Raw genomic sequence first — 19,940 nt, forward strand, 5'->3', positions numbered from 1 at the left:
TTGGTGTCTACTTGAAAAATTTGGTAAAATTAATTGCTGAGTGCTTGATAAGGGTTTATGTCACTCTTTTCTAATAAATTTGACATCCGATAATAGGGTTGCTTAGCAAATATAGTTGGCGGGTTGCCTCCCAAAAACGCGAATATATTTTCTGCTGACCCACGCCTTACCTCATCTGGTGTAACAAGCGGCCTTTGATTGGCATTAGCATCCTGCACTCCGAACCAATTTCGGGTTGTAATTACATGCGACGTTTGGCCAATAGCCGCACTCACATAGTTCGCCGTAAAATTGTCGTTAATTGTAAAGAACTGTCGGATTGCTGTATTAGCTGTAAACGTTTCCCAGTTTTCGCCGTACAATCCTTGTAACTGAATGAGTGATTGCAAGACTGGCCAAACGGTAATCTCAAATCCGGCATACGTACTCAAAGCGGTTTCTATTTCCGGTAGGTAACCTAGAGCTGCAAACTCGTCCAGCAAGAATGTGACACGCTTATTGGGATTTCTAACAACAGCACGTAAGGTCGTTGTTGCCATGAGCCGCAGCCACCGCGCGTGGCTTTGCAACTTGTCGGCTGGAATGATGATATAGAGGGCTGTATCGCCATCTGATAAGGTGGCTGGATCATAGCCAGATCGTAACGCCTTTTGCAGCGATGGACTTTTCAGAAAATCGGTTGCCTGTAAAACGGAGGACAGAATACTGCCAAACGTTTCTTCGCCTGCTTCCATCAATTTGACGATTTCATTACCGGAATTGCGGATGATTTCGCCATTAACTGGATCGTTGTTGAGCCGCATACGAGCGATTAACTCATCCCAATCATCTCCGGCAAGCCGCGCCCAACGCCAGAGCGTTGTGAGTGTTCGATCATCACCTTCCTGTGTAGTGGCAATCTGCATGATGAGGCCAGTAACGACGGAACGCGCTGTATCGGTAAAGAAGCGGTTCTTGTCGTCTCGCTCGACGGGCACCAGCATTTCCGCGATCATGTGTGCGTCATCGACTAGATGAATGCTGTTCGTGTCAGCTAGAATATCGAGTGGATTATAGGATTCAGCTTCACCAATGTGGTCTTCAAGTAATCCCCACGGATTGAGAATGACAACCTGTCGTCCGCTTTCGCGTTGAAATCGTGCCGTGATTGCGGCATTCTCACCTTTGGGATCTATGACGACCCAGGAACCTGTATAGCCGCCAAGACCCAGCAAGTTCGGGATAATCAAATTCGTGCCTTTGCCACCCCGTGTACCGGCAACGGTTAGAATGTGGCCTTTATCTTTAAAGACGTACCCACCGCCGATATAAATGCCTGGGCCCTGCCGATAGGGATTGAGTTCATCGGGTCTGGCAAACCGCGCCGTACCAAAACGATTGCCTTCGATCAGCTCGTTGTTAACACCAATCTGCCAACGTCGGAAAATGAAAAATACGACGAGTGAAAAGAAAAGATTGAAGCTCATGAAAACAAGAAACGCATAGCCCTGCATCCCCATCAGGGATGCGACGAACCAGAGAACGAACAAAAGCCCAAACAGAACGAACCAGCCCAGTATCGCCCAGATAACCATCGCAAACTTAACGATGGGCCGCAGGGGATAGAGCAGGGGGTATTCTGCCAACGGCTTCATAAAGCGCAGGTAGGCTTGCGTATAGCCGAATAAGGCTCCTGCCAACGTGATAGGGGTTAGGAAGAGGCCGACCAGAAACAGAATAATTCTGTTCTGTAGCGAAGGATTGGGGGTGATGTTGAAAAGCTGATTGATTTCATCTGAGGTCACACCAAACCCGTTTGTGGCAGGTTGCGGTGCGCCAACCATTTGGGGTTCGGCGGGATTCATTAACGAGTAGGTTAAGGAGCGTGGAAACGTTGCCCAAAAACGGAAAAAGAATAACTCCCCGCAACGGGATTTTTCCCGTATTTGAAACGGGTGTTTTCTGCAATGAAAAAGCAATTGCCCAGAAAAAAGAAAAAGCAGTTTGCCCTGAAACCCAGTAGTTTCCTTACCTTCGTGGGTAAGTGTTGCAAGACGTGGTTTGTAGCTACAAAAACTCCGTAATTGTAGCTCTCAAACCGTTCTTGTAAGGGTGGGGATTCTCCCTCCCTTAACCCTCCCTGTAAACGCTAGCGCGTATGGCACGACCTCAAAAGGACGATGCGGACAAACGCGAATTCACCATTCGCGTTCGGGTCACGGTATCTGAGAAACTCCGTATCTGGCAGATGGCAGCCGAAGCGGGCTTGACGCCTAGCGACTTCATGCGCTTACGGACGATGGCTGCCACGCAGCCCTTGCGGCATAAGCCGACACCCGAGCGTGAATTGCTGCTCAATGTCATGGCCGAGCTTGGCAAGATCGGCAGCAACGTCAATCAGATTGCACGTAGCCTCAACAGCCGTGATGAGACGGGGCAGTTGGTGGGTATCAATACGAGTGAGATCAACCAGGCCATGCAAAGCTTGGATGATCTCACGGCTCAGGTTCTCAAACTCCTTAGCTAATGGTCATCCGAGGAGCGATACGGGGCAATGGCAAGCAGCTAGCGCATTATCTTCTCTCTGGCGAAGCGAATGAACGTGTCCAGATTGTAGACGTTGCCGGACGTGCAAACGCCACCGACGCTTATTTGCATCAGACCTTGCAAAGCATGTCACTAACCAGCGAACTGACCAAAAGTCAGAAAGGGCTCTACCACGCTCAAATTAATCCAGCCTATAGCGAAGACCGAAAGATGAGCGAAAAGGACTGGCTCAAGGCGGCTGATATTTTGGGCGACGAGTTAGGGTTGCAGGAACAACGGCGCGTGATTGTCCTACACACCAAAAAGGGACGGACACACGCACATGTGGTCTGGGAACGCTACGACCATCAGACGGGCAAAGTCATTGCCAACAAGTTTAGCCGACTGGCTCAAGATCGCGCTCGTAAAGAAATGGAGCGAGTGTTTGAACAGCAGCCGACGCCCCACCGTAACCAGCATCGGCCTGAACTCAAAGAAGCACTGACCAATCTATGGAAGGAAACCAAAACAGGGAAAGAGTTTGTCAAAGCCGTTCACGATAATGGGTATCTGTTGGCGGAAGGCGTGCCGCGTCATCCATTTATGGTGGTAGATGAGAATGGACGATCGTTCGATCTAGTACGTCAGTTAAAAGGAGTACGGATCAAGGAGGTTCGCCAGCGTTTACGTCATGAGAAGCTGATTCCTGAAAAAGAAGCCATCGAGTTGATGCGGCAAAAGCAGGAGGGCAGCAGTGACGCGAATAAGGCCGAACAACAGCGTGATTTAGATAAAGCGAAACGAACGGCTAGAGATTTCTGGGGTAATAAGCAGGACACAACACAGGAAAGCCCAGAGGCCCAGAGCCGCAGGCGAATGAAAGACTTGGCTGACAGCTTTATCCAGTCAGGGCAGGAAATGACGGAAGCCACAGACCAAAGCGATAGCCTTGAAAAGAAAAAGAAACGGGCAGGAGAGTATTTTTTGAATTCGGATGAATTGACGGGAAAAGCTGAGGAAACGATAGCTGAAGAACGTGCAACACAATTAGCGGAAGATTACACAAAGACAAGTGAGGACATTACCACGAAGCCAAAGAGATTAGAGAGCCGACAGAGACAACAAAGGATCGCAGAGCAATTCGCGGCTAACGAAGAAGACACAAGTCAACTGAGTGCAAAGCCTGATAGTAAACGGCATCAAGACATCCTGAAAGAGTTTATGCAGGCCGAGGACGAATTGGTTGATCAAAACGAACTATCACAGGAAGAAACCGTGCAGCGACAGCAGACAACCGCACGGCAATTTTTGGAAAATGAAGAACTAACGACAGCCGAAGTCGCCAAGGCCGAAAACGAGCTTCAACGACTGATGCAGGAGCAGAGGGCGATCCGAGAGCGCAATCGGCAGAAGGCAAAAAAGCGGGTTCGCTAAAAATATTCGTGAAAAATTCGGTTACGGTGGTATAGATGAACCCCAATAGTGCATCTGTTGCACACTGCCTGTTCCGAGCCGCCCTAAAATTCTTGTGCAAATCTTGTGCAAATAAAAAAGCACTTACAAGTTTTACCTCGTAAGTGCTTGGTTTTCAGGCTCCCGAAGCTGGGCTCGAACCAGCGACCCTCTGATTAACAGTCAGATGCTCTAACCGACTGAGCTATTCGGGAATCGTGGTGCAAAACTAAGGGGTTTCGGGATACTACGCAAGCATTTGCCCCGAAAAAAAGTCTTTTTTTGAGCGACTTTCTGATAACCTAGTGGGAATCAAGCACCCTGCTGCACCTTTTTTTATCTGAACGCGTCGGGACGATGATTGGGTACGTTCTCTAAAATCAGTTCCTTGATGCGTCGGGCATCCCCTTTTGAGAAGTTTCGGATCACAATCTCCGGACGAGCGCGTGGAATGACCCGAATCGTGGCAAAAAATAATCCGTTGTCGATTTCAACGCCGGATATGTCCGAAAAGAAGACGAAGTTGTCGGTCCCGCCAATGAGCTTGCGCGACCGGAATGTAACGCCTTTGTCGTTGAATACCACCTCGTCGGGTGTAAGTGGATCTTTGAAGCTGCTGCTGCGGAATTTTTCGTTTGGCATATGTGGGAGTCGTGGTAGTAGGAGTGAATGGTGAGGAGTAAGAATGCTGATGCACTAAAGTTATTGCGGATGGATTCGCGCTCCACACCGCCCACTCCTCCTACTACTTTTTAGGTATATAAATCACTTTTTTGGTTTCAAAAAAAGGCTCCTCGAAATAGTCGGATAAGTCATAGACCCGGTATCGGTCCGGGATTTCAGCCAACTCTTCGGCCAAGTCGCCCCCTTTGAGGTACAAAACACCATTGGGCCGGTCGTTGTTGCCTGCTTTATGGATTTTATATCGTACCCAACCCAGAAAGGGCTTTAGCCGTGTAACAGCCCGACTCACAACAAAGTCGTAGGTGGTGTTCAGTTGCTCGACACGCGCTTGCTCCGCTTTTACATTTTGGAGCCCTAACGCATCGGCCACTTCCTGTACTACTTTTATTTTCTTTCCGATGCTATCGACCAGGTGAAAATCGACCAGGGGATACAATATAGCCAGCGGGATACCCGGAAAGCCACCACCTGTACCTACATCCAGGATTTCGGTTCCCGGTTTAAAGTCCACAATTTTGGCAATGCCCAGTGAATGAAGCACATGCTTTTCGTAGAGCGCATCGATATCCTGCCGCGAAATTACGTTGATTTTCGCGTTCCAATCCCGGTAGAGTTCATCCAAGGCCGCAAATCGCTCTTTTTGTTCGGCGGTCAGGCCTGGGAAATAGTTTAGAATCAGGTCAATGTTCATAGTAAATGCTATAGCCTGAATCAGGAGTAGCGATTGGATACGCACCCATCGACTTCGATAGTTGATTCAGTTATTTCCAGTAAAGTCGTTTTTTACGCCGTACGAATAGGGTTGTGAGTCCCGATACTCCGTAATAGACCGCTAACAAGATATCCATCAACGGCATAACAGCCCAATGCACGGTATGCGCCAAACGATAACTGATTCGTCCGACAATACCCCAGAAGGCGATCAGCCGGAGTACAAAAATACCCGTTGCCGTTAGCAAAAATAACCATTCGTTGTTGGTAAACGAACGATGCTGCAATTCATGCATAAGAACAACCAGGCCAACGGCCATGGCCAGTACCCACGAAAGTACGTGCGAACCGAGGAGTAGCCCCAGACGTAGTTTATGCCCCTGCTTATAGTATTTGCCAGCGTTCAGATGCCGACGTTTCTGTTGACGCCATTCGGCCCAGGTTTCTTTGGGGAACGACCAGGTGAAGGCGTCGGGATGCAGGCAGACAGCCGTGTTTTTGCCGGTAGCTACTTCATTCACGAAGAGGTCATCGTCGCCACCAACAATGTTCATGTGCGAATAAAACCCCCGATTGGCGAAAAACAGGCTGGTTCGGTAGGCCAGATTTCGGCCAACCCCCATATAGGGGCTACCCACCAGGGCTAAGGAAATATACTGGACAGCTGTGAACAAGGTTTCTGAGCGGATGAGCAGATTCAGCAAGCCCGGTTGAGTATAGTAAGGAGAGAAGCCCAGCGTAATGTCCTTTTGGTTCGTTACCAGTGGTGTTACCATGCCCGCCAGCCAGTCGGTTGATGCAGGGCGGCAGTCGGCATCCGTAAAAAGGGCTATCGGATAAGTTGCTTTTTTGAGGGCTATCGTAAGGGCATATTTTTTTGGGGTTACATGCTCATGCTCTTTATCGATGCGGATAAATCGTATCCGGTTGAGGTGGGCAATGTCATTTTCCAGAAAAAGCAGTGTGCCATCTGTCGAACGATCGTCCATAACCAGCACTTCAAAATGGGGATAGACTTGCTCGTTCAGGAGTGGCAGCAGTTCCCGTAGATTGTTGAGTTCATTACGGGCGCACACAACTACTGTAACGCCCCCCGTAGATTCGTTCAAAAATTGCCGTTGCCCGTTAACATCACCTGGTTCAGACTGTCGATAGAGAGCCGTTCTGGAGTAAACAAAGAAGATGTAAATAAGCTGAATGCCGACTATGACCAGCCAGGCTATCAGTAGTGCCGTAATCACCAGGAGTAAATGTTTATTCGTTAATGCGTTGATTTTGAATGAAGCCGCAAAGATAAGGGAAAAGAGAGTGCAGAACAGGCAAGACGGCAAAGCAGGCAGGAATTTACGGTACTGTATCGCTCACCCGGCCGCTTAATGTCCCTTCCGCCTTTTCCTTTCTATCTTTGCAGTATGACATTTTCTATTACTGCCCATGACCCCCAGTCGAAGGCGCGAACAGGTGCCTTAACCACGGATCATGGCCTTATTCAAACACCAATTTTTATGCCAGTCGGAACGGCTGGCACGGTGAAAGCGGTCCATCAGCGTGAACTGGAAACCGATATCAATGCCGAAATTATTCTCGGCAATACCTATCATCTATACCTGCGGCCGGGGCTCGATATTCTTCGTCAGGCGGGTGGGTTGCACGCGTTCAATGGCTGGCAGCGCCCCATTCTGACCGACTCAGGCGGTTATCAGGTTTACTCATTGTCGGGAACGCGTAAGATTAAGGAAGAAGGGGTTACGTTTAAATCGCATATCGACGGCTCGAAGCATACCTTCACCCCCGAAGGCGTTATGGACATTCAGCGGACCATTGGTGCGGATATTATTATGGCGTTCGATGAGTGTACACCCTATCCCTGTGAGTATGGATATGCCCGACAGTCGATGGACATGACGCACCGGTGGCTCGATCGTTGTATTGCCCGGTTTGATGGCGGTGAAGGGCTGTATGGGTATCGGCAAACCCTTTTTCCTATCGTTCAGGGGAGTACCTACGCCGATTTACGCCGACAGTCGGCCGAATATATTGCCAGCAAAGAACGGGAAGGAAATGCGATTGGTGGATTGGCAGTGGGTGAACCGGCCGAAGAAATGTATAAAACCATTGAATTGGTCAATAGCATATTGCCCACCGATAAGCCTCGTTATCTGATGGGCGTTGGCACGCCTGCCAATATTCTGGAAGCGATTGCCCTGGGCGTCGATATGTTCGATTGTGTGATGCCGACCCGCAATGCCCGTCATGGTATTCTGTTTACGACGGAGGGTATTATCAACATCAAAAATGAAAAATGGGGCCGCGACTTTAGTCCGATCGATCCGGCGCTGGGTGGATATGCCAGCACTTTTTACACGAAAGCGTATTTGCGTCATCTGTTTAAAGCTGAAGAACTGCTGAGTGGACAGATTGCCAGCCTGCATAACCTGACTTTTTATTTGTGGCTTGTTCGGCAGGCACGAACGCATATCGAAGCCGGTGACTTCGTCGCCTGGAAAAATGAGATGGTCGTCAAATTTATGCGTCGATTATAGAGCAGACAACCAATTAGTTAGCTAAAAAAAGTCTCCTAAGCGCCTTGTTTAGGAGACTTTTTTTATGATTTGTCGTCATAGAGTTTGATTAAGGCCACTTCGGGCTTTATAGAAGGATGCAACTCCCGGACGACTTTGGTATGGTCACATCGACGAAGTTTGAGCCCTCCCTACAACCCGGTTGGTGGCTATTGTCCGCCGACCAGGTGCTACGAACCGCGTGGAAAGCTCGGCACCGTGTCCTGCTATGTACACTTTTGTTTGCCATACTCGGTGTGGTAACGGCTTTTTTATTGCCTCAGGAGTTTCGGTCTGAGGCACGGATTATGCCCGAGATGAATACGAATGCGGGTAGTTTATTCAAGCGACTGTCGTCAGTAGCTGCATTTGCCGATCTTGATCTATCCAGCACGGAAGGTATGGATGCCGTTCGGCCCGATTTATACCCCAATGTCGTACAAAGTACACCGTTTGCGTTGTACCTGATTGGCCAGACAGTTTATCCGAGTGATGGACCCGCCACAACGGTTGGCCAGTTTTTACTACCTGATTCGACGGGCTGGTCACTCAGGAAATGGCTTTCATTCAAAAAAGCAGTCGCTATACGACCTGTGTCGAACCGACTGAAGGGAACCGTACGCTTATCGGATCGGCAACAGGAACTGGTCGAGGAAATTGGCGAACGAGTAAGCGCCAAACTGGATACGCGGTCGGGCATCATTACCATCGTGTCGCAAATGCCCGATGCCGAGGTAGCTGCCCAGGTAGCCCAGGCCGCCATGACGTATCTGACGCTTTATGTAACAGACTACCGGACGGAAAAGGCACGGGCCGATTTCGCTTTTTATAGCCACCAATTGGCCGAAGCCCGTCAACGTTATCAGGATGCTCAGTTCAGGGTATTCCAATACAATGATAATCACCGCAATGTAGTGCTTCAGACAGTAGCCATGGAGCGGTATCGACTAGATGCGGATGTGGCTACTACCGAGACGGTATTTACCGAGTTATCGCGCCAGTACGAACAGGCAAAACTTAAGGTTCAGGAGCAGACCCCCATTTTCAAGGTACTCGAACCGCCCAAAGTACCGCATCAGCGGACTTCTCCCCAACGAACGATGATCCTGCTGGCTTTCATCCTGCTGGGGTTAATGGTGAGTGTATTGTCGGCTATTGCCGGACAATTTGGCTTAAAAGCGCGTGTCAGAGCGATTATAACCGATATAAAGCCGATGGAGGTATCGATATGAATGTAGTTATTGTAGGAAGCAGCCTTGCCGATTCACTGGAGCAACACCTGTGCGATTCGTTTCGGGTGCTGGGCCACGATGCTTTTCTGATAGATACCGTCGCAATTGGGCCCATGGGGACAAGAGGTAATTATTGGCTTTCTCGTTTTGTGGGTTTATATGATCGACTGGTTGGCAGACAGCTAGCGGGTAAAATTGTAAACCATAAGCCCGATCTGGTGCTGGTAGTATATCGGTACATGAATCCGATACTGGTAGAGCAGGTGAAGGCTCAATTGCCTGATATACCCATTGTTCAGCTCAATCCGGATGCTCTGTCGAACCTGGAAAAGCAACAGATCATTGCTGCTGATTTTGATTATTACTTTTCGAAAGAGCCTTATATCGTGGAAGTACTGCGCCACAAAGCCGGGCTAAATGCACATTATTTGCCGGAAGGATTTAACCCTAGGTTCCACCAGAAACCACCGATTGAAAAAGCGGTTGCCGAATGGCTCACCGATATTGATGTGTTGGTGTTTGGCAGTTTGTATGCCTATCGCGTTCGAATGATCGAGCAACTGATTCGGGCTGGGGTCAAAGTGGCGGTGTATGGTACAAAAGGTCCGTATATGCGTCCTGATGTGCGTACTGTTTTTCAACGCCAACGCCTGATCGGCCAGTCAAAAAACCGGCTTCTTTACGGAGCCAGAATCGTTTTCAATAACCTTCATTACGCCGAGGTGACGTCGGTCAATCAAAAATATTTTGAGATCAACGGCATTGGCGGGTTCCAGCTCTGCGATTATAAACCGACGGTTGATTCCTATACCGGAGTTCCGGCCGACCTGGTCACCTACCGGACTATGGACGATGCGATTGATAAGATCCGGTATTATCTGGCCCATCCGGCCCGGCGACACGAACTGGCGGCCAAACAGTACGCCCATTTTCAGGAACACCATACATTCGACCGTCGCGTTTCACAGCTTTTACAAACCGTTGGCTTGATGCCTCCGATCGTTCAGGAACAAACCAGGCCCACAGACCGATGAATCGACTACTACTACCATCCGCTGTTTTTCTGGGAGCCCTCTGGCCTGTTTATGGTTCGTTTTATGAAGCGATAGCGGTGGGTTTTTCGGCATATACCTTTCAGACCTTCTTCAGTCATTTTGGCCAGCGTATTGCTATTCCCGAATGCATAGGAGCTATTGCTGCGTTTGAAATTCTGTTTATTCCGGCGGTTACGTATTGGGTATTTGCGGCCTCTATGCCTATCGAATCGGATGCCTATTTCAGCTATGCGGTTCCGGCTTGCGTACTGTTTTACATGGGTGTCAATGGATTAGCAAAGTCGGAGCCAGTGCATCAGACCATTATTGGGCGGGTATCCAATTCTGTTCAGCATCGGCAGGCGGTTGCTATTGTGCTGTTTTGCGTGGGTTTAGTTGGCTTCATGGTCAAACGATTTTGGACCGATGCGCCGTCGTTTATGGGGACATTACCCATGAATTGCCTGCTGACCAGCGCCTTGTACGCTCAATATACTAGAAGCTCATTTCGGCTGCCAATGATTGGTCTGGTTATTACCGTCTGGCTAGTCAATATGGTTCAGACAGGAATGTTTGGGGAATTGTTCTTCTGGCTTTTATTATGGTTGCTGATTGGTTCGGTTGGTCTTGGCAAGCCACTGACTGGGCCTATCAAAATGGTTGCTTTGAGCCTGGCCTTAGGCACCTTGCTGCTAATTCAGTCCATTAAAGGGGAATACCGCTCCAAAACCTGGGGCTATTGGCGTACCGAACGCTCGGCAGATGCCGGGTTGCTGATTGACTTAGTGGCAGATCGGCTGGCTCATCCAGACAAACTTCTGAATACCAGTCAGTTGTTTCGATCATCTGTTCGATTCAATCAGGGTATTCTCATTGGCAGCGCTATGGCTAAAGTACCTGCCTTTGAAGCGTATGCTCGTGGCGAAGTGCTACTGTCCTTTTTATATCCATTTGTTCCGCGCTTTCTATGGCCTGATAAACCACTTGCGGGTGGGTTCGCCAATATCAAACGGTTTACATCCCTTCCACAACTGGAGAATACAAGTATGAACCTTTCGCCCATAGGCGAAGGGTATGTCAATTTCGGCTATGGAGGGGTGCTTTTCGCCTGGCTATACGGCGCCGTTTTGCGTAACTGCTTTCAGTTTGTATTCCAGGTAGCCGGGCGGGTGCCTTCTGCTGTGTTGTGGCTACCCATGTTGTTTGCCGGATGCATGACCATGGAAACGGATGTGTTTTCGGCCTGGGGTAGCCTGCTAACCAGCGCTATGTTTATAACCATCCTGTACTGGATAATGAAGCCAATGGGAGTGAATTTATAAATCGTAACTAAGTATGACGATGCTGCGAATCAATTCACCGCATCGATGAAACTGTTAATTGTCTATGCAGATTACCTATTTATTTCGAAGCTCAGGTACCGGTCACAGCATTGAAACTTTATTTGGGCATATTAAACAGACAATGAGTCTGGATAAAGGCGTTCATATACAAGCTATTAACGTGCCGCACATTAGTAAGAGTTTGTGGCACGTGTGGCAAAATCTACGCTTTGTACGACGGTTACAGGCTGATGTGTTTCACATTACAGGCGACATTCACTATACAGCCCTGGCGTTACCTGCATCGCGTACAGTACTAACGATTCATGACTGCGGCCCCCTCAAAAAATTCAGAAATCGACCGTTGCGATACGTCGCGTTCTGGCTGTTCTGGTATTACTTACCCGTACGTCGGGCGCGATACGTAACGGTTGTATCCGAGAAAACCCGCCAGGAGTTAATTCGATACCTAGGACAGATTGCCGAGAAAGCGGTAGTGGTTGCCAATGGACACGACCCCAGAATGACTTATACGCCTGCCCGATTTCGAACCGAACGTCCAGTCTTATTACAGATAGGTACGGCTTCAAACAAAAATCTGATCAGGTTAATAACCGCTCTCTACGGTATCCCCTGCACGCTGGTAATCGTTGGCTCATTGACCGATGATATACTGGCCTATTTGGAGACGCACCAGATCGACTATCGGAATTGCGTCAACTTGAGCCGGAATGCCCTTATTGACAGCTATATCGACTGCGATATGGTTACGTTTCTGTCTACCTACGAAGGGTTCGGTATGCCTGTACTGGAGGCCAATGCCATAGGCCGGGTAGTACTAACTTCGGCTATTGATCCAATGCGAACGATTGCCGCTGAAGCTGCTCATTTTGTTGACCCAACAGATACGGCAGCTATCCGTCAGGGTATTTTGCAGTTGATTGATGAAGAAAACTATCGGACGAAGCTTATTGAAGCAGGGGTCGAAAATGCACAACGGTATTCTATCGATAAAGCGACTGCCCAATATGTCGCTATTTATCAGAAAGCAACCCATCGACTCCCCGTGGCTGAAGCAATCGCATGAAGATCGTTCTGTCGGCCGATTATTTTTACCCTTCGCAGATGGGTGGTCCCAGCAATTCAATTTACTGGCTGGCAAAAGCATTGAAACAAGCTGGGCATGACGTAACGGTAGTGGCTACTTCACAGGCCTTGCAGTCGGTTCCCACCAATACTTGGGTTACGCTGGACTGCGGACGGGTAATCTATACCCAAAATCCTCACGCTTATCTGCCGATAAAACATATTTGGTACGGCTGGCAGGCGATCCAGAACGCCAACATTGTTCACGTCAATAGCTTCTTTTATCCCGCGTCTGTGGTTTGGGTGCTTATGTGCCGAATCAGAAACAAACCCGTGATATGGACTCCACACGGTGAACTTAATCCTGCCGTTTTAGCCATTAAGCCCTTTCGTAAATGGCTGATATTGCTACTTGTCAAGCTTGCCAGGCCAAAGTTTTGCTTTCATGCCGCCAGCGCTCCCGAAGCAGCTTACATCCGGCAGCATTTTGGGGCTGATGCAGTAGTCCATATTATCCGAAATCGCCTGGAGATACCCGCCTTACTTATGCCTGAATCTGTCGATACGCCTTATCTGCTTTTTATCGGCCGATTGCATCCCGTTAAAGCCATTGATCGATTGCTGAAAGCAGTCAGTACATCGCCTTTATTTCTGGAAGGCAACTTTCGGCTGTTGATTGCTGGGCCAGAAGCGCACAGGGCTTACGTGCGAACCCTAAAACAATTAGTAGTAACCCTGGGGCTTTCGGCAAAGGTGTCGTTCATAGGGTTCGTTAGCGGGGCGCAAAAACAACAATTGTATGCCAGTGCTTTACTGACGATTCTGCCGTCGCACACGGAGAGCTTTGGCAATGTCGTGATTGAATCACTAGCTCAGGGAACGCCGGTCATCGCATCCATCAATACCCCCTGGCAATTGCTCGAAACCGAACGCGTGGGAGCCTGGATTAGCAATAACCCAGATCCATTACGACGCGCTATTGAGCGCTATCTGGTAATGTCGTCGGATGAATACCAGGGTTACCGCAAACGGGCTGTCGAGATTGCGCAGCGGACGTTTTCAATTAGCGATTCCATAGACGAATGGTCGCAGGTTTACGACCAGCAAATCCATTCTAACTAAGGGCTATGTGGTATGAAAATTATTAACGTTGTAGGTACCCGACCCAATTTCATTAAGCTTGCTCCACTGCAGCGGGCATTCTCTAGCGCACCAGGAATATGTTCGAAGATTGTGCACACAGGCCAGCATACTAGCCTGGCAATGAGCGACGTATTTTTCCAACAACTTACCCTGCCAACCCCCGATTATCGCCTACACATTAACGCTGAAAGCCCTACCCGACAGATGGCCGATATACTGGTTAAGTTTGAGCAGGTGCTGGCCAAAGAGCAGCCCGATTGGGTATTAGTAATTGGGGATGTAACCAGTACGCTGGCCTGTGCACTGGCAGCCGCTCAACAGGGTATTCGCGTTGCGCATGTCGAAGCGGGCCTGCGTTCGGGCGATTGCCAAATGCCAGAAGAACGCAACCGAATCCTGACCGATGCCTTGTCAGAACGTTTATTCGTGACTGAGCAGGCTGCCGTTCAGAATCTTCAACGAGAGGGAATAGCTGCCCATAAAGTCCATTGGGTAGGTAATGTCCTGATCGATGCACTGGTTCAGTACCGCTCTCAGGCTTCGGAACTAAATACGGTAAGACGACTGGGCGTGTCGGACAAAAGTTATGTTTTAGTCACCATCCATCGGCCCTTTAACGTTGATACCGAAACCAGCCTGCGAAAAATTCTGGAATTAATCGAAACGGTAGCTTTACTCAAAACGGTGATCTTTCCTGTTCACCCACGTACCCGAGCTAATCTGTTGCAATTTGGACTGGAAGGCCAGCTTATGGATATTCCGAATGTTCGCATACTGGAACCACTCGGCTACCTCGAATTTCTGAATCTAATGGAAAGTGCGGCTGCAGTCATTACCGACTCGGGTGGTTTACAAGAAGAAACTACCTACTTGCAGGTTCCCTGTTTAACCATTCGCCCTTCCACCGAACGGCCAGTAACGCTTTCTTTAGGCACTAATCGTCTCATTGATAAGCTGAGTAAAGATTCAGTCAGACAGTACATCGATGAACTGCCGGACCAAACAAGGCCCCAGACGGCTCCTCCATACTTATGGGATGGCAGAAGCGCAAATCGCATCGTCAACATACTAATGGCCACTCAGTACGAATGACGTCAATAAATCTACCTGTTTTGGAAGCTCTGGAGCCAGCCTTACCTGTTCATACAGTACATCGTATTGGGATAATCTGGCGGACGATACGACACTTATCGGCCGGGCAGATTATACATCAGATACGGCATCGATTAAGAGGGCCAGCCAGATTAACGTTCTCCAGCCGGCTTTGCAAAGGCTATTTCCTGCATGTACCAGATGCCGATAAGCCTGTATTATGGCAGTCGGGATCATTTACATTTTTGAACCAATCCGTTTCGTTTCTACCGTGGATAAACTGGAATTTTAACCAGTTAGGTAAACTTTGGACGTATCATCTCAACTACTTCGATTTTCTGAATCAGCCGCATATAAGCGAGAATGGCGGTCTGAGGATGATACGTGATTTTATAGCCCAGATACTCTGGCTAAAAGATGGGTTGGAGTCTTATCCAATGTCGATACGGATTGTAAACTGGATTTACTTTCTAAGCAGGCACCAGATTCAGGATGATACTATTAACAGACACTTGTTTGCGCAGGCGGCCCTACTTAATCGACGGTTAGAGTATCATCTGGGAGGCAATCATGTGATCGAAAATGGGTTTGCCTTACTGACGGCGGGCTTATATTTTCGGCATACCCATTGGATTACGAAAGCGGAAAGGCTGCTCAGAAAGGAACTCTCCAGACAAATTTTGCCGGATGGCGGACACGACGAGCGCAGCCCTATTTACCATCAGCTATTGCTCAACCGATTACTCGACACGTTAACGGTTTTACAAGCAGATACCTGGTATAATAACCTCGGTCTCAGGCTGTTCCTAACGCAGATCGCATCCCAAATGCTGGCTTGGTTAAACGCTGTAACATTTCGTAATGGCGACGTTCCTATGGTGAATGATAGTGCCGAAGATATGGCACCTTCAACACCACAACTGTATGCGAAAGCCAAAACGGTTCTACCTGGCTTTGTTCGGCAGGAAGCAGTACTCCGAGAGAGTGGCTATCGTATGTTTCGACAAAGCAGATACGAGCTTATTGCAAACGTAGGTGCCATTGGCGATGCCCATCGGTCGGGCCACGCCCATGCCGACACGTTCTCATGTATCTTATATGTCGACAATAAGCCTGTACTTATCGATGCGGGCACGTCGACCTATGAGGCTGGCGCCCAACGTTGCTGGGAGCGAAGTACGGTAGCCCATAATACGGTAACGATTAATGATCGAAATTCCTCCGAAGTGTGGGCAAGCTTTCGCGTTGGGCGCCGGGCGAGGGTGAGTCTGCAAGTCGATTCGGCCACTGAGTTGTCTGCCCGTCACGATGGCTATAAGATTATTAACGTACTTCATCAACGAACCTGGGCGCTGGCACCTGACCGGATTCTGATTACGGATTCGTTACTGAACATACATACTCAAACTACAATCGAACAGCGAGGAGTTGCACGTTTCCATTTTCACCCGGCCATTGCCTTGCAACTGGCAGGAGATACCATTCAGGCCGATTCGATAAAAATAAACGTAAAATCCGATACCAAACCGACGTATCGCGTCTCAACGTTTTCTAGTGCTGAAGGCTTCAATCGCCTTAGTCCGGGCCAGTGCCTTGAAATAAGCTTTACAGGCAGGCTGGAAACATCTTTTCTGCTCAGTGGATGAACATACTTTATCTGACATTTTATTTTGAACCTGATTTGGGGCCAGGTGCTACCCGTAATACTTCGTTGGTCAATGAACTGGCCAGCCAACTAGCCCCCAGCGATTCAATTCATGTACTTACAACCCATCCCAATCGGTATAGTGCGTATCATCCACCTGCAGCGAGTCATGAAGAATGGTATCATGGAGGAGCGACCATCACGATTCATAGGGTCAACGTTTTAGCACACAAAAGCAGCTTTATTGGACAGCTCATTGCGTTTTATACGTATTATCGACACGTTCGACAACTAACCAAAGATCAACAATACGATCTGGTAGTAGCCTCATCATCCCGATTATTTACTGCCTTTTTAGGGGCTCGTATCAGTCGGCAAAAGAATATTGCTTTGTTCTTAGATATTCGGGATATATTTCGGGAAACAATCCTGGAGGTACTCAATCGCCGGAGGTTCAATTGGCCTGTTACCCGGTTGGCCGATCGGATGCTGCGCCCGATTGAGCAGTACACATTCGGGTATGCCCGGCATATTAATCTGGTATCAAGAGGTTTTACCGACTACTTTAAACCATTCGTCCAGGCCACATACAGTTATTATACACATGGTATAGATGAACTGTTTATCAAGTTGCCACTTTCCGAAAAACGAACGGATTGTACTGTTAAAACTATTCTCTATGCAGGGAATATTGGCGAAGGGCAGGGGCTTGATGTGATTATTCCACAAGCGGCTCAGCAATTAGGCGACGGTTACCGTTTTGTAATTATCGGCGATGGAAGCACCCGATCGAAGCTGGAAAAAGCCATTCGCCTGAACGCAATCCCGAACATCGAATGGCGCCCGCCAACCAGTCGTGCCAATTTGATCGCTGCCTATCAAATGGCAGATTACCTTTTTGTGCATCTGAATGATCTGGAAGCGTTTAAGCGGGTAATACCGTCTAAATTAGTTGAGTACGGAGCTACCGATATGCCAATTATTGCTGGAGTGTCGGGCTATGCGGCTGCATTCATCAACAAATACATACCCAATACAATTGTGTTCAGACCAGGTGATGTAGCAGGGTTTGTGCGCAAATTGCGAGAGACGCCTTATGTTACCCAGCCAAGGCATCAATTTGTCCGTCAATTTCAACGGCAGACGATCAATGCGGCTTTGGCCCGTCAGATAAGGCAGGTGCTAAAAACAGTAAGGCGTACTGATCTGTCCGGCATACATGACAAGAGGTCGGCTTGATTAAGCCGACCTCTTACTTTTGAATCTGGCGAATCGGCCAGAAGAATAACTACATGGATGCCGATTTTACACTCTTACCGATCGCAATCAGATCTTCAGGTGATTGGTAGCCTAATACCTTTTTCAGCACTTTACCATTGCCATCGATAAACAGCAGCGTTGGATAGGCTTCGAGCGGATACACCTGCGACAGAGCAGGGCCTTCCCCTTTTTCCATGTCCATTTTCACATTGATGAACTTGCTGTTGTAGAAGTCTCCTACCGCTTTTTTGGTGAACACGTTCTTCTGCAACATCTTACAGGGGCCACACCAGCTCGCGTAGGCATCCAGAAAGATTACCTTTTTTTCAGCCTTGGCTTTTTTCAGCACTTCTTTCCAGGAGGTTTCTGTAAACTGAATACCTTCTGCGTCGTTTTTAGGAGCAATGCTGTGGTTGCCAGTTCGGTTAGTACGGGTCGGATGCGATCCAGCCTGAGTTGGTAAAGAAGAAAATCCTACCAGTAATAGCGCAAGTAGCCAAAAAACTTTTTTCATGATTGAACCGGCAATCCGGCGGTCTTTAATGGTTTTTCTGAGTCTATAACGCATCGGCAGGCGATTTTCGTTTCTGATCGCCTGTTTCTGAAGCAAATTAATAGTCTGCTTCTCAATTTACAAATGGTGTGCCATTCTCGGTAATCTTTCCGAACTTTGCAGCCGTTTCAACCAATGTTCGTCATTTGAGGTCATTGACTCTCATTCATTAGCCATCCGTTGTTCTGTAACGATGAATGATAATTAATGGCGAGTAGTAACAATAAATGACTTAGTCGTATGCCTGTTAAGCAAGCCGAATTTTTTGTCAGTAACTCCGACCCCGCGAAATGCCCTAGTCCTGATCGGCCTGAATATGCCTTTATTGGCCGTTCCAATGTTGGCAAATCATCGCTGATCAATATGCTGACGGGCCGCTCGGGCTTGGCCAAAATTTCGGGCAAACCGGGCAAGACCCAGTTGATCAATCACTTTATCATTGACAATGAATGGTATCTGGTCGATTTGCCGGGTTACGGATATGCCCAGGTTAGTAAAACCGAACGGGAAAAGTTTGCGGCACTCATCACCGGCTATCTGACCACAAGACCCAATTTACTTTGCATTTTTGTTCTGGTTGACTCCCGAATTGAACCGCAGAAAATAGACCTCGATTTTATGGAAAATCTGGGTGATCGCGGTCTTCCTTTCGTTGTCGTTTTTACGAAAACGGAGAAGCTGGGACCTATGAAGTTACAGGCTACTCTCGACACATACCGGGCAAAGTTGCTGGAAAGCTGGGAGGAAGCCCCCACGTTTTTTGTAACATCGGCCATGACTGGAGCCGGGCGTGAAGATATTCTTTCGTTTATTCGACCCCTGAACGAAGACTATGTAAAAGAGCAAAAGAATGAACGAAAGAAGCGAAACGCCGGGCCTCTACGAAAAACAGGCAACTAGTCTTTGCGCCATTCGATCAGTCAACAACTCAATCATTCAATCAGTAAACGGGCAATACACCCACCCAAATACGCGTTACCAAATTACAAGTCTCTCTATGGAAGCATTAAAACAGATTGCTAATGTGGCTGGCTACAGCGGCCTTTACCGAATTTTGAAACCGGGCCGAGCTGGCGTTATTGTTGAATCGCTGGACGATAAAAAGGCTAAAACCATGATGGGCCCCACGGCACGGGTGTCAGTCCTGAACGATATTTCTATTTATGTCGATGACGACAGCAAGGAGCAATCCATTCCACTGAGCGAAGTTCTGTTGTCTATCCATGAAAAATATGGTAATACACTATCGGTCGATCCGAAAGGTTCACCCGACGAACTGGCTGAGTTCATGGCTTCGGTCGTGCCGTCTTACGACCGCGAGCGTGTCCGTCAGGCCGATATTAAGAAGCTCATAAGTTGGTATGGCATATTGAACCAGTATGCCCCCGAATTATTTGAGGTAACGGCTGAAGCCGAGGCAGCAACGGAAGAAAAATCAGACGAATCAGAAGCTGTTGAAACGGTACCTGATGCATCTGCGGCCGAAAAACCTGCCAAGCAGAAAAAACAAAAAGCATAGATTTTCGCTTTTTTGTAAGTACAGCTCTTGTTACCAACGTTCTTATTTTCAGTAAGAACCGAAAAGCCGCGATGACCTTTGGTTTCGCGGCTTTTTAGATGAAATCCAGTCTATTTCCTGGCACCTATCTGCATTCAAAGC

The 19,940-nt window shown here is 48.3% G+C and carries 18 protein-coding genes and 1 tRNA gene; 13 read left to right on the forward strand and 6 right to left on the reverse strand.

Annotation, left to right across the window (positions count from 1 at the left end; all coding sequences use genetic code 11):
• Positions 1 to 29: 29 nt before the first annotated feature.
• Positions 30 to 1,844 carry a type IV secretory system conjugative DNA transfer family protein gene (locus B5M13_RS04080; RefSeq protein ID WP_080054428.1) on the reverse strand — a complete coding sequence of 605 codons (1,815 nt, stop codon included), beginning with the start codon at positions 1,842 to 1,844 and terminating at the stop codon, positions 30 to 32.
• Between the two features lie 293 nt (positions 1,845 to 2,137).
• Between B5M13_RS04080 and B5M13_RS04085 the strand changes: the two genes are divergently transcribed.
• Positions 2,138 to 2,506, forward strand: a complete 369-nt coding sequence (locus B5M13_RS04085; RefSeq protein WP_080054429.1) for a plasmid mobilization protein — start codon at positions 2,138 to 2,140, stop codon at positions 2,504 to 2,506.
• On the forward strand, positions 2,506 to 3,939 hold the full coding sequence (locus B5M13_RS33265; protein WP_155297179.1) for a relaxase/mobilization nuclease domain-containing protein: 1,434 nt from the start codon (positions 2,506 to 2,508) through the stop codon (positions 3,937 to 3,939). Before B5M13_RS04085 ends, B5M13_RS33265 begins: the two co-directional genes overlap by 1 nt.
• A gap of 159 nt (positions 3,940 to 4,098) precedes the next feature.
• Here the strand turns inward: B5M13_RS33265 and B5M13_RS04095 are convergent.
• The 4 genes from B5M13_RS04095 to B5M13_RS04110 form a co-directional block, all read right to left on the reverse strand.
• A tRNA-Asn gene (locus B5M13_RS04095) sits at positions 4,099 to 4,172 on the reverse strand.
• A 121-nt stretch (positions 4,173 to 4,293) separates the two neighbouring features.
• On the reverse strand, positions 4,294 to 4,599 hold the full coding sequence (locus tag B5M13_RS04100) for a PH domain-containing protein (protein WP_080054430.1): 306 nt from the start codon (positions 4,597 to 4,599) through the stop codon (positions 4,294 to 4,296).
• 103 nt (positions 4,600 to 4,702) lie between these two features.
• On the reverse strand, positions 4,703 to 5,332 hold the full coding sequence (gene rsmG, locus B5M13_RS04105) for a 16S rRNA (guanine(527)-N(7))-methyltransferase RsmG (RefSeq protein ID WP_179950477.1): 630 nt from the start codon (positions 5,330 to 5,332) through the stop codon (positions 4,703 to 4,705).
• 70 nt (positions 5,333 to 5,402) lie between these two features.
• Complete coding sequence (locus B5M13_RS04110; RefSeq protein WP_080059785.1) at positions 5,403 to 6,596, reverse strand: glycosyltransferase; 1,194 nt, start codon at positions 6,594 to 6,596, stop codon at positions 5,403 to 5,405.
• Between the two features lie 168 nt (positions 6,597 to 6,764).
• Between B5M13_RS04110 and tgt the strand changes: the two genes are divergently transcribed.
• The 9 genes from tgt to B5M13_RS04155 all read left to right on the forward strand — a co-directional run bounded on the left by tgt (position 6,765) and on the right by B5M13_RS04155 (position 17,706).
• Positions 6,765 to 7,895, forward strand: a complete 1,131-nt coding sequence (gene tgt, locus B5M13_RS04115) for a tRNA guanosine(34) transglycosylase Tgt (RefSeq protein WP_080054431.1) — start codon at positions 6,765 to 6,767, stop codon at positions 7,893 to 7,895.
• Positions 7,896 to 8,011: 116 nt separating this feature from the next.
• Positions 8,012 to 9,145: a Wzz/FepE/Etk N-terminal domain-containing protein gene (locus B5M13_RS04120; RefSeq protein WP_245859762.1), complete on the forward strand. Its 1,134-nt coding sequence runs from the start codon at positions 8,012 to 8,014 to the stop codon at positions 9,143 to 9,145.
• Positions 9,142 to 10,179: a CgeB family protein gene (locus tag B5M13_RS04125; RefSeq protein ID WP_080054432.1), complete on the forward strand. Its 1,038-nt coding sequence runs from the start codon at positions 9,142 to 9,144 to the stop codon at positions 10,177 to 10,179. The genes B5M13_RS04120 and B5M13_RS04125 overlap by 4 nt, the downstream gene beginning before the upstream one ends.
• Positions 10,176 to 11,501, forward strand: a complete 1,326-nt coding sequence (locus B5M13_RS04130; protein ID WP_080054433.1) for a hypothetical protein — start codon at positions 10,176 to 10,178, stop codon at positions 11,499 to 11,501. The genes B5M13_RS04125 and B5M13_RS04130 overlap by 4 nt, the downstream gene beginning before the upstream one ends.
• Before the next feature lie 64 nt (positions 11,502 to 11,565).
• Positions 11,566 to 12,588, forward strand: coding sequence for a glycosyltransferase family 4 protein (locus B5M13_RS04135; protein ID WP_080054434.1), 1,023 nt, complete (start codon positions 11,566 to 11,568; stop codon positions 12,586 to 12,588).
• Positions 12,585 to 13,709 (forward strand): glycosyltransferase, encoded by a 1,125-nt coding sequence (locus B5M13_RS04140; RefSeq protein ID WP_080054435.1) that lies wholly within the window; start codon positions 12,585 to 12,587, stop codon positions 13,707 to 13,709. The genes B5M13_RS04135 and B5M13_RS04140 overlap by 4 nt, the downstream gene beginning before the upstream one ends.
• Before the next feature lie 12 nt (positions 13,710 to 13,721).
• A complete protein-coding gene (gene wecB / locus B5M13_RS04145) occupies positions 13,722 to 14,822 on the forward strand; it encodes a non-hydrolyzing UDP-N-acetylglucosamine 2-epimerase (protein WP_080054436.1) in 1,101 nt (366 codons plus the stop codon).
• Positions 14,819 to 16,468, forward strand: a complete 1,650-nt coding sequence (locus B5M13_RS04150) for an alginate lyase family protein (RefSeq protein ID WP_080054437.1) — start codon at positions 14,819 to 14,821, stop codon at positions 16,466 to 16,468. Before wecB ends, B5M13_RS04150 begins: the two co-directional genes overlap by 4 nt.
• Positions 16,465 to 17,706: a glycosyltransferase family 4 protein gene (locus B5M13_RS04155; protein WP_080054438.1), complete on the forward strand. Its 1,242-nt coding sequence runs from the start codon at positions 16,465 to 16,467 to the stop codon at positions 17,704 to 17,706. The genes B5M13_RS04150 and B5M13_RS04155 overlap by 4 nt, the downstream gene beginning before the upstream one ends.
• Before the next feature lie 49 nt (positions 17,707 to 17,755).
• On the opposite strand, the gene B5M13_RS04160 is transcribed toward B5M13_RS04155, so the two are convergent.
• Positions 17,756 to 18,241 carry a thioredoxin family protein gene (locus B5M13_RS04160; protein ID WP_080059787.1) on the reverse strand — a complete coding sequence of 162 codons (486 nt, stop codon included), beginning with the start codon at positions 18,239 to 18,241 and terminating at the stop codon, positions 17,756 to 17,758.
• A gap of 279 nt (positions 18,242 to 18,520) precedes the next feature.
• Between B5M13_RS04160 and yihA the strand changes: the two genes are divergently transcribed.
• Together yihA and B5M13_RS04170 are read left to right on the forward strand one after the other, a co-directional pair.
• Positions 18,521 to 19,180 (forward strand): ribosome biogenesis GTP-binding protein YihA/YsxC, encoded by a 660-nt coding sequence (gene yihA, locus B5M13_RS04165; RefSeq protein ID WP_080054439.1) that lies wholly within the window; start codon positions 18,521 to 18,523, stop codon positions 19,178 to 19,180.
• A 97-nt stretch (positions 19,181 to 19,277) separates the two neighbouring features.
• Positions 19,278 to 19,799 (forward strand): DUF5606 family protein, encoded by a 522-nt coding sequence (locus B5M13_RS04170; protein WP_080054440.1) that lies wholly within the window; start codon positions 19,278 to 19,280, stop codon positions 19,797 to 19,799.
• Positions 19,800 to 19,940 lie beyond the last annotated feature (141 nt).

It is taken from the genome of Spirosoma aerolatum (assembly GCF_002056795.1).
In the GTDB taxonomy this organism is placed as follows: Bacteria; Bacteroidota; Bacteroidia; order Cytophagales; family Spirosomataceae; genus Spirosoma; species Spirosoma aerolatum.

Bases quoted from the DNA above. Each gene is read 5' to 3' on its own strand.
- B5M13_RS04080 (WP_080054428.1), bottom strand. From the start codon at position 1,844: ATGAATCCCGCCGAACCCCAAATGGTTGGCGCACCGCAACCTGCCACA.
- B5M13_RS04085 (WP_080054429.1), top strand. From the start codon at position 2,138: ATGGCACGACCTCAAAAGGACGATGCGGACAAACGCGAATTCACCATT.
- B5M13_RS04170 (WP_080054440.1), top strand. From the start codon at position 19,278: ATGGAAGCATTAAAACAGATTGCTAATGTGGCTGGCTACAGCGGCCTT.
- B5M13_RS04130 (WP_080054433.1), top strand. From the start codon at position 10,176: ATGAATCGACTACTACTACCATCCGCTGTTTTTCTGGGAGCCCTCTGG.
- B5M13_RS04135 (WP_080054434.1), top strand. From the start codon at position 11,566: ATGCAGATTACCTATTTATTTCGAAGCTCAGGTACCGGTCACAGCATT.
- yihA (WP_080054439.1), top strand. From the start codon at position 18,521: ATGCCTGTTAAGCAAGCCGAATTTTTTGTCAGTAACTCCGACCCCGCG.
- B5M13_RS04140 (WP_080054435.1), top strand. From the start codon at position 12,585: ATGAAGATCGTTCTGTCGGCCGATTATTTTTACCCTTCGCAGATGGGT.
- rsmG (WP_179950477.1), bottom strand. From the start codon at position 5,332: ATGAACATTGACCTGATTCTAAACTATTTCCCAGGCCTGACCGCCGAA.
- B5M13_RS04160 (WP_080059787.1), bottom strand. From the start codon at position 18,241: ATGAAAAAAGTTTTTTGGCTACTTGCGCTATTACTGGTAGGATTTTCT.
- B5M13_RS04120 (WP_245859762.1), top strand. From the start codon at position 8,012: ATGCAACTCCCGGACGACTTTGGTATGGTCACATCGACGAAGTTTGAG.
- wecB (WP_080054436.1), top strand. From the start codon at position 13,722: ATGAAAATTATTAACGTTGTAGGTACCCGACCCAATTTCATTAAGCTT.
- B5M13_RS33265 (WP_155297179.1), top strand. From the start codon at position 2,506: ATGGTCATCCGAGGAGCGATACGGGGCAATGGCAAGCAGCTAGCGCAT.
- B5M13_RS04125 (WP_080054432.1), top strand. From the start codon at position 9,142: ATGAATGTAGTTATTGTAGGAAGCAGCCTTGCCGATTCACTGGAGCAA.
- tgt (WP_080054431.1), top strand. From the start codon at position 6,765: ATGACATTTTCTATTACTGCCCATGACCCCCAGTCGAAGGCGCGAACA.
- B5M13_RS04155 (WP_080054438.1), top strand. From the start codon at position 16,465: ATGAACATACTTTATCTGACATTTTATTTTGAACCTGATTTGGGGCCA.
- B5M13_RS04150 (WP_080054437.1), top strand. From the start codon at position 14,819: ATGACGTCAATAAATCTACCTGTTTTGGAAGCTCTGGAGCCAGCCTTA.
- B5M13_RS04100 (WP_080054430.1), bottom strand. From the start codon at position 4,599: ATGCCAAACGAAAAATTCCGCAGCAGCAGCTTCAAAGATCCACTTACA.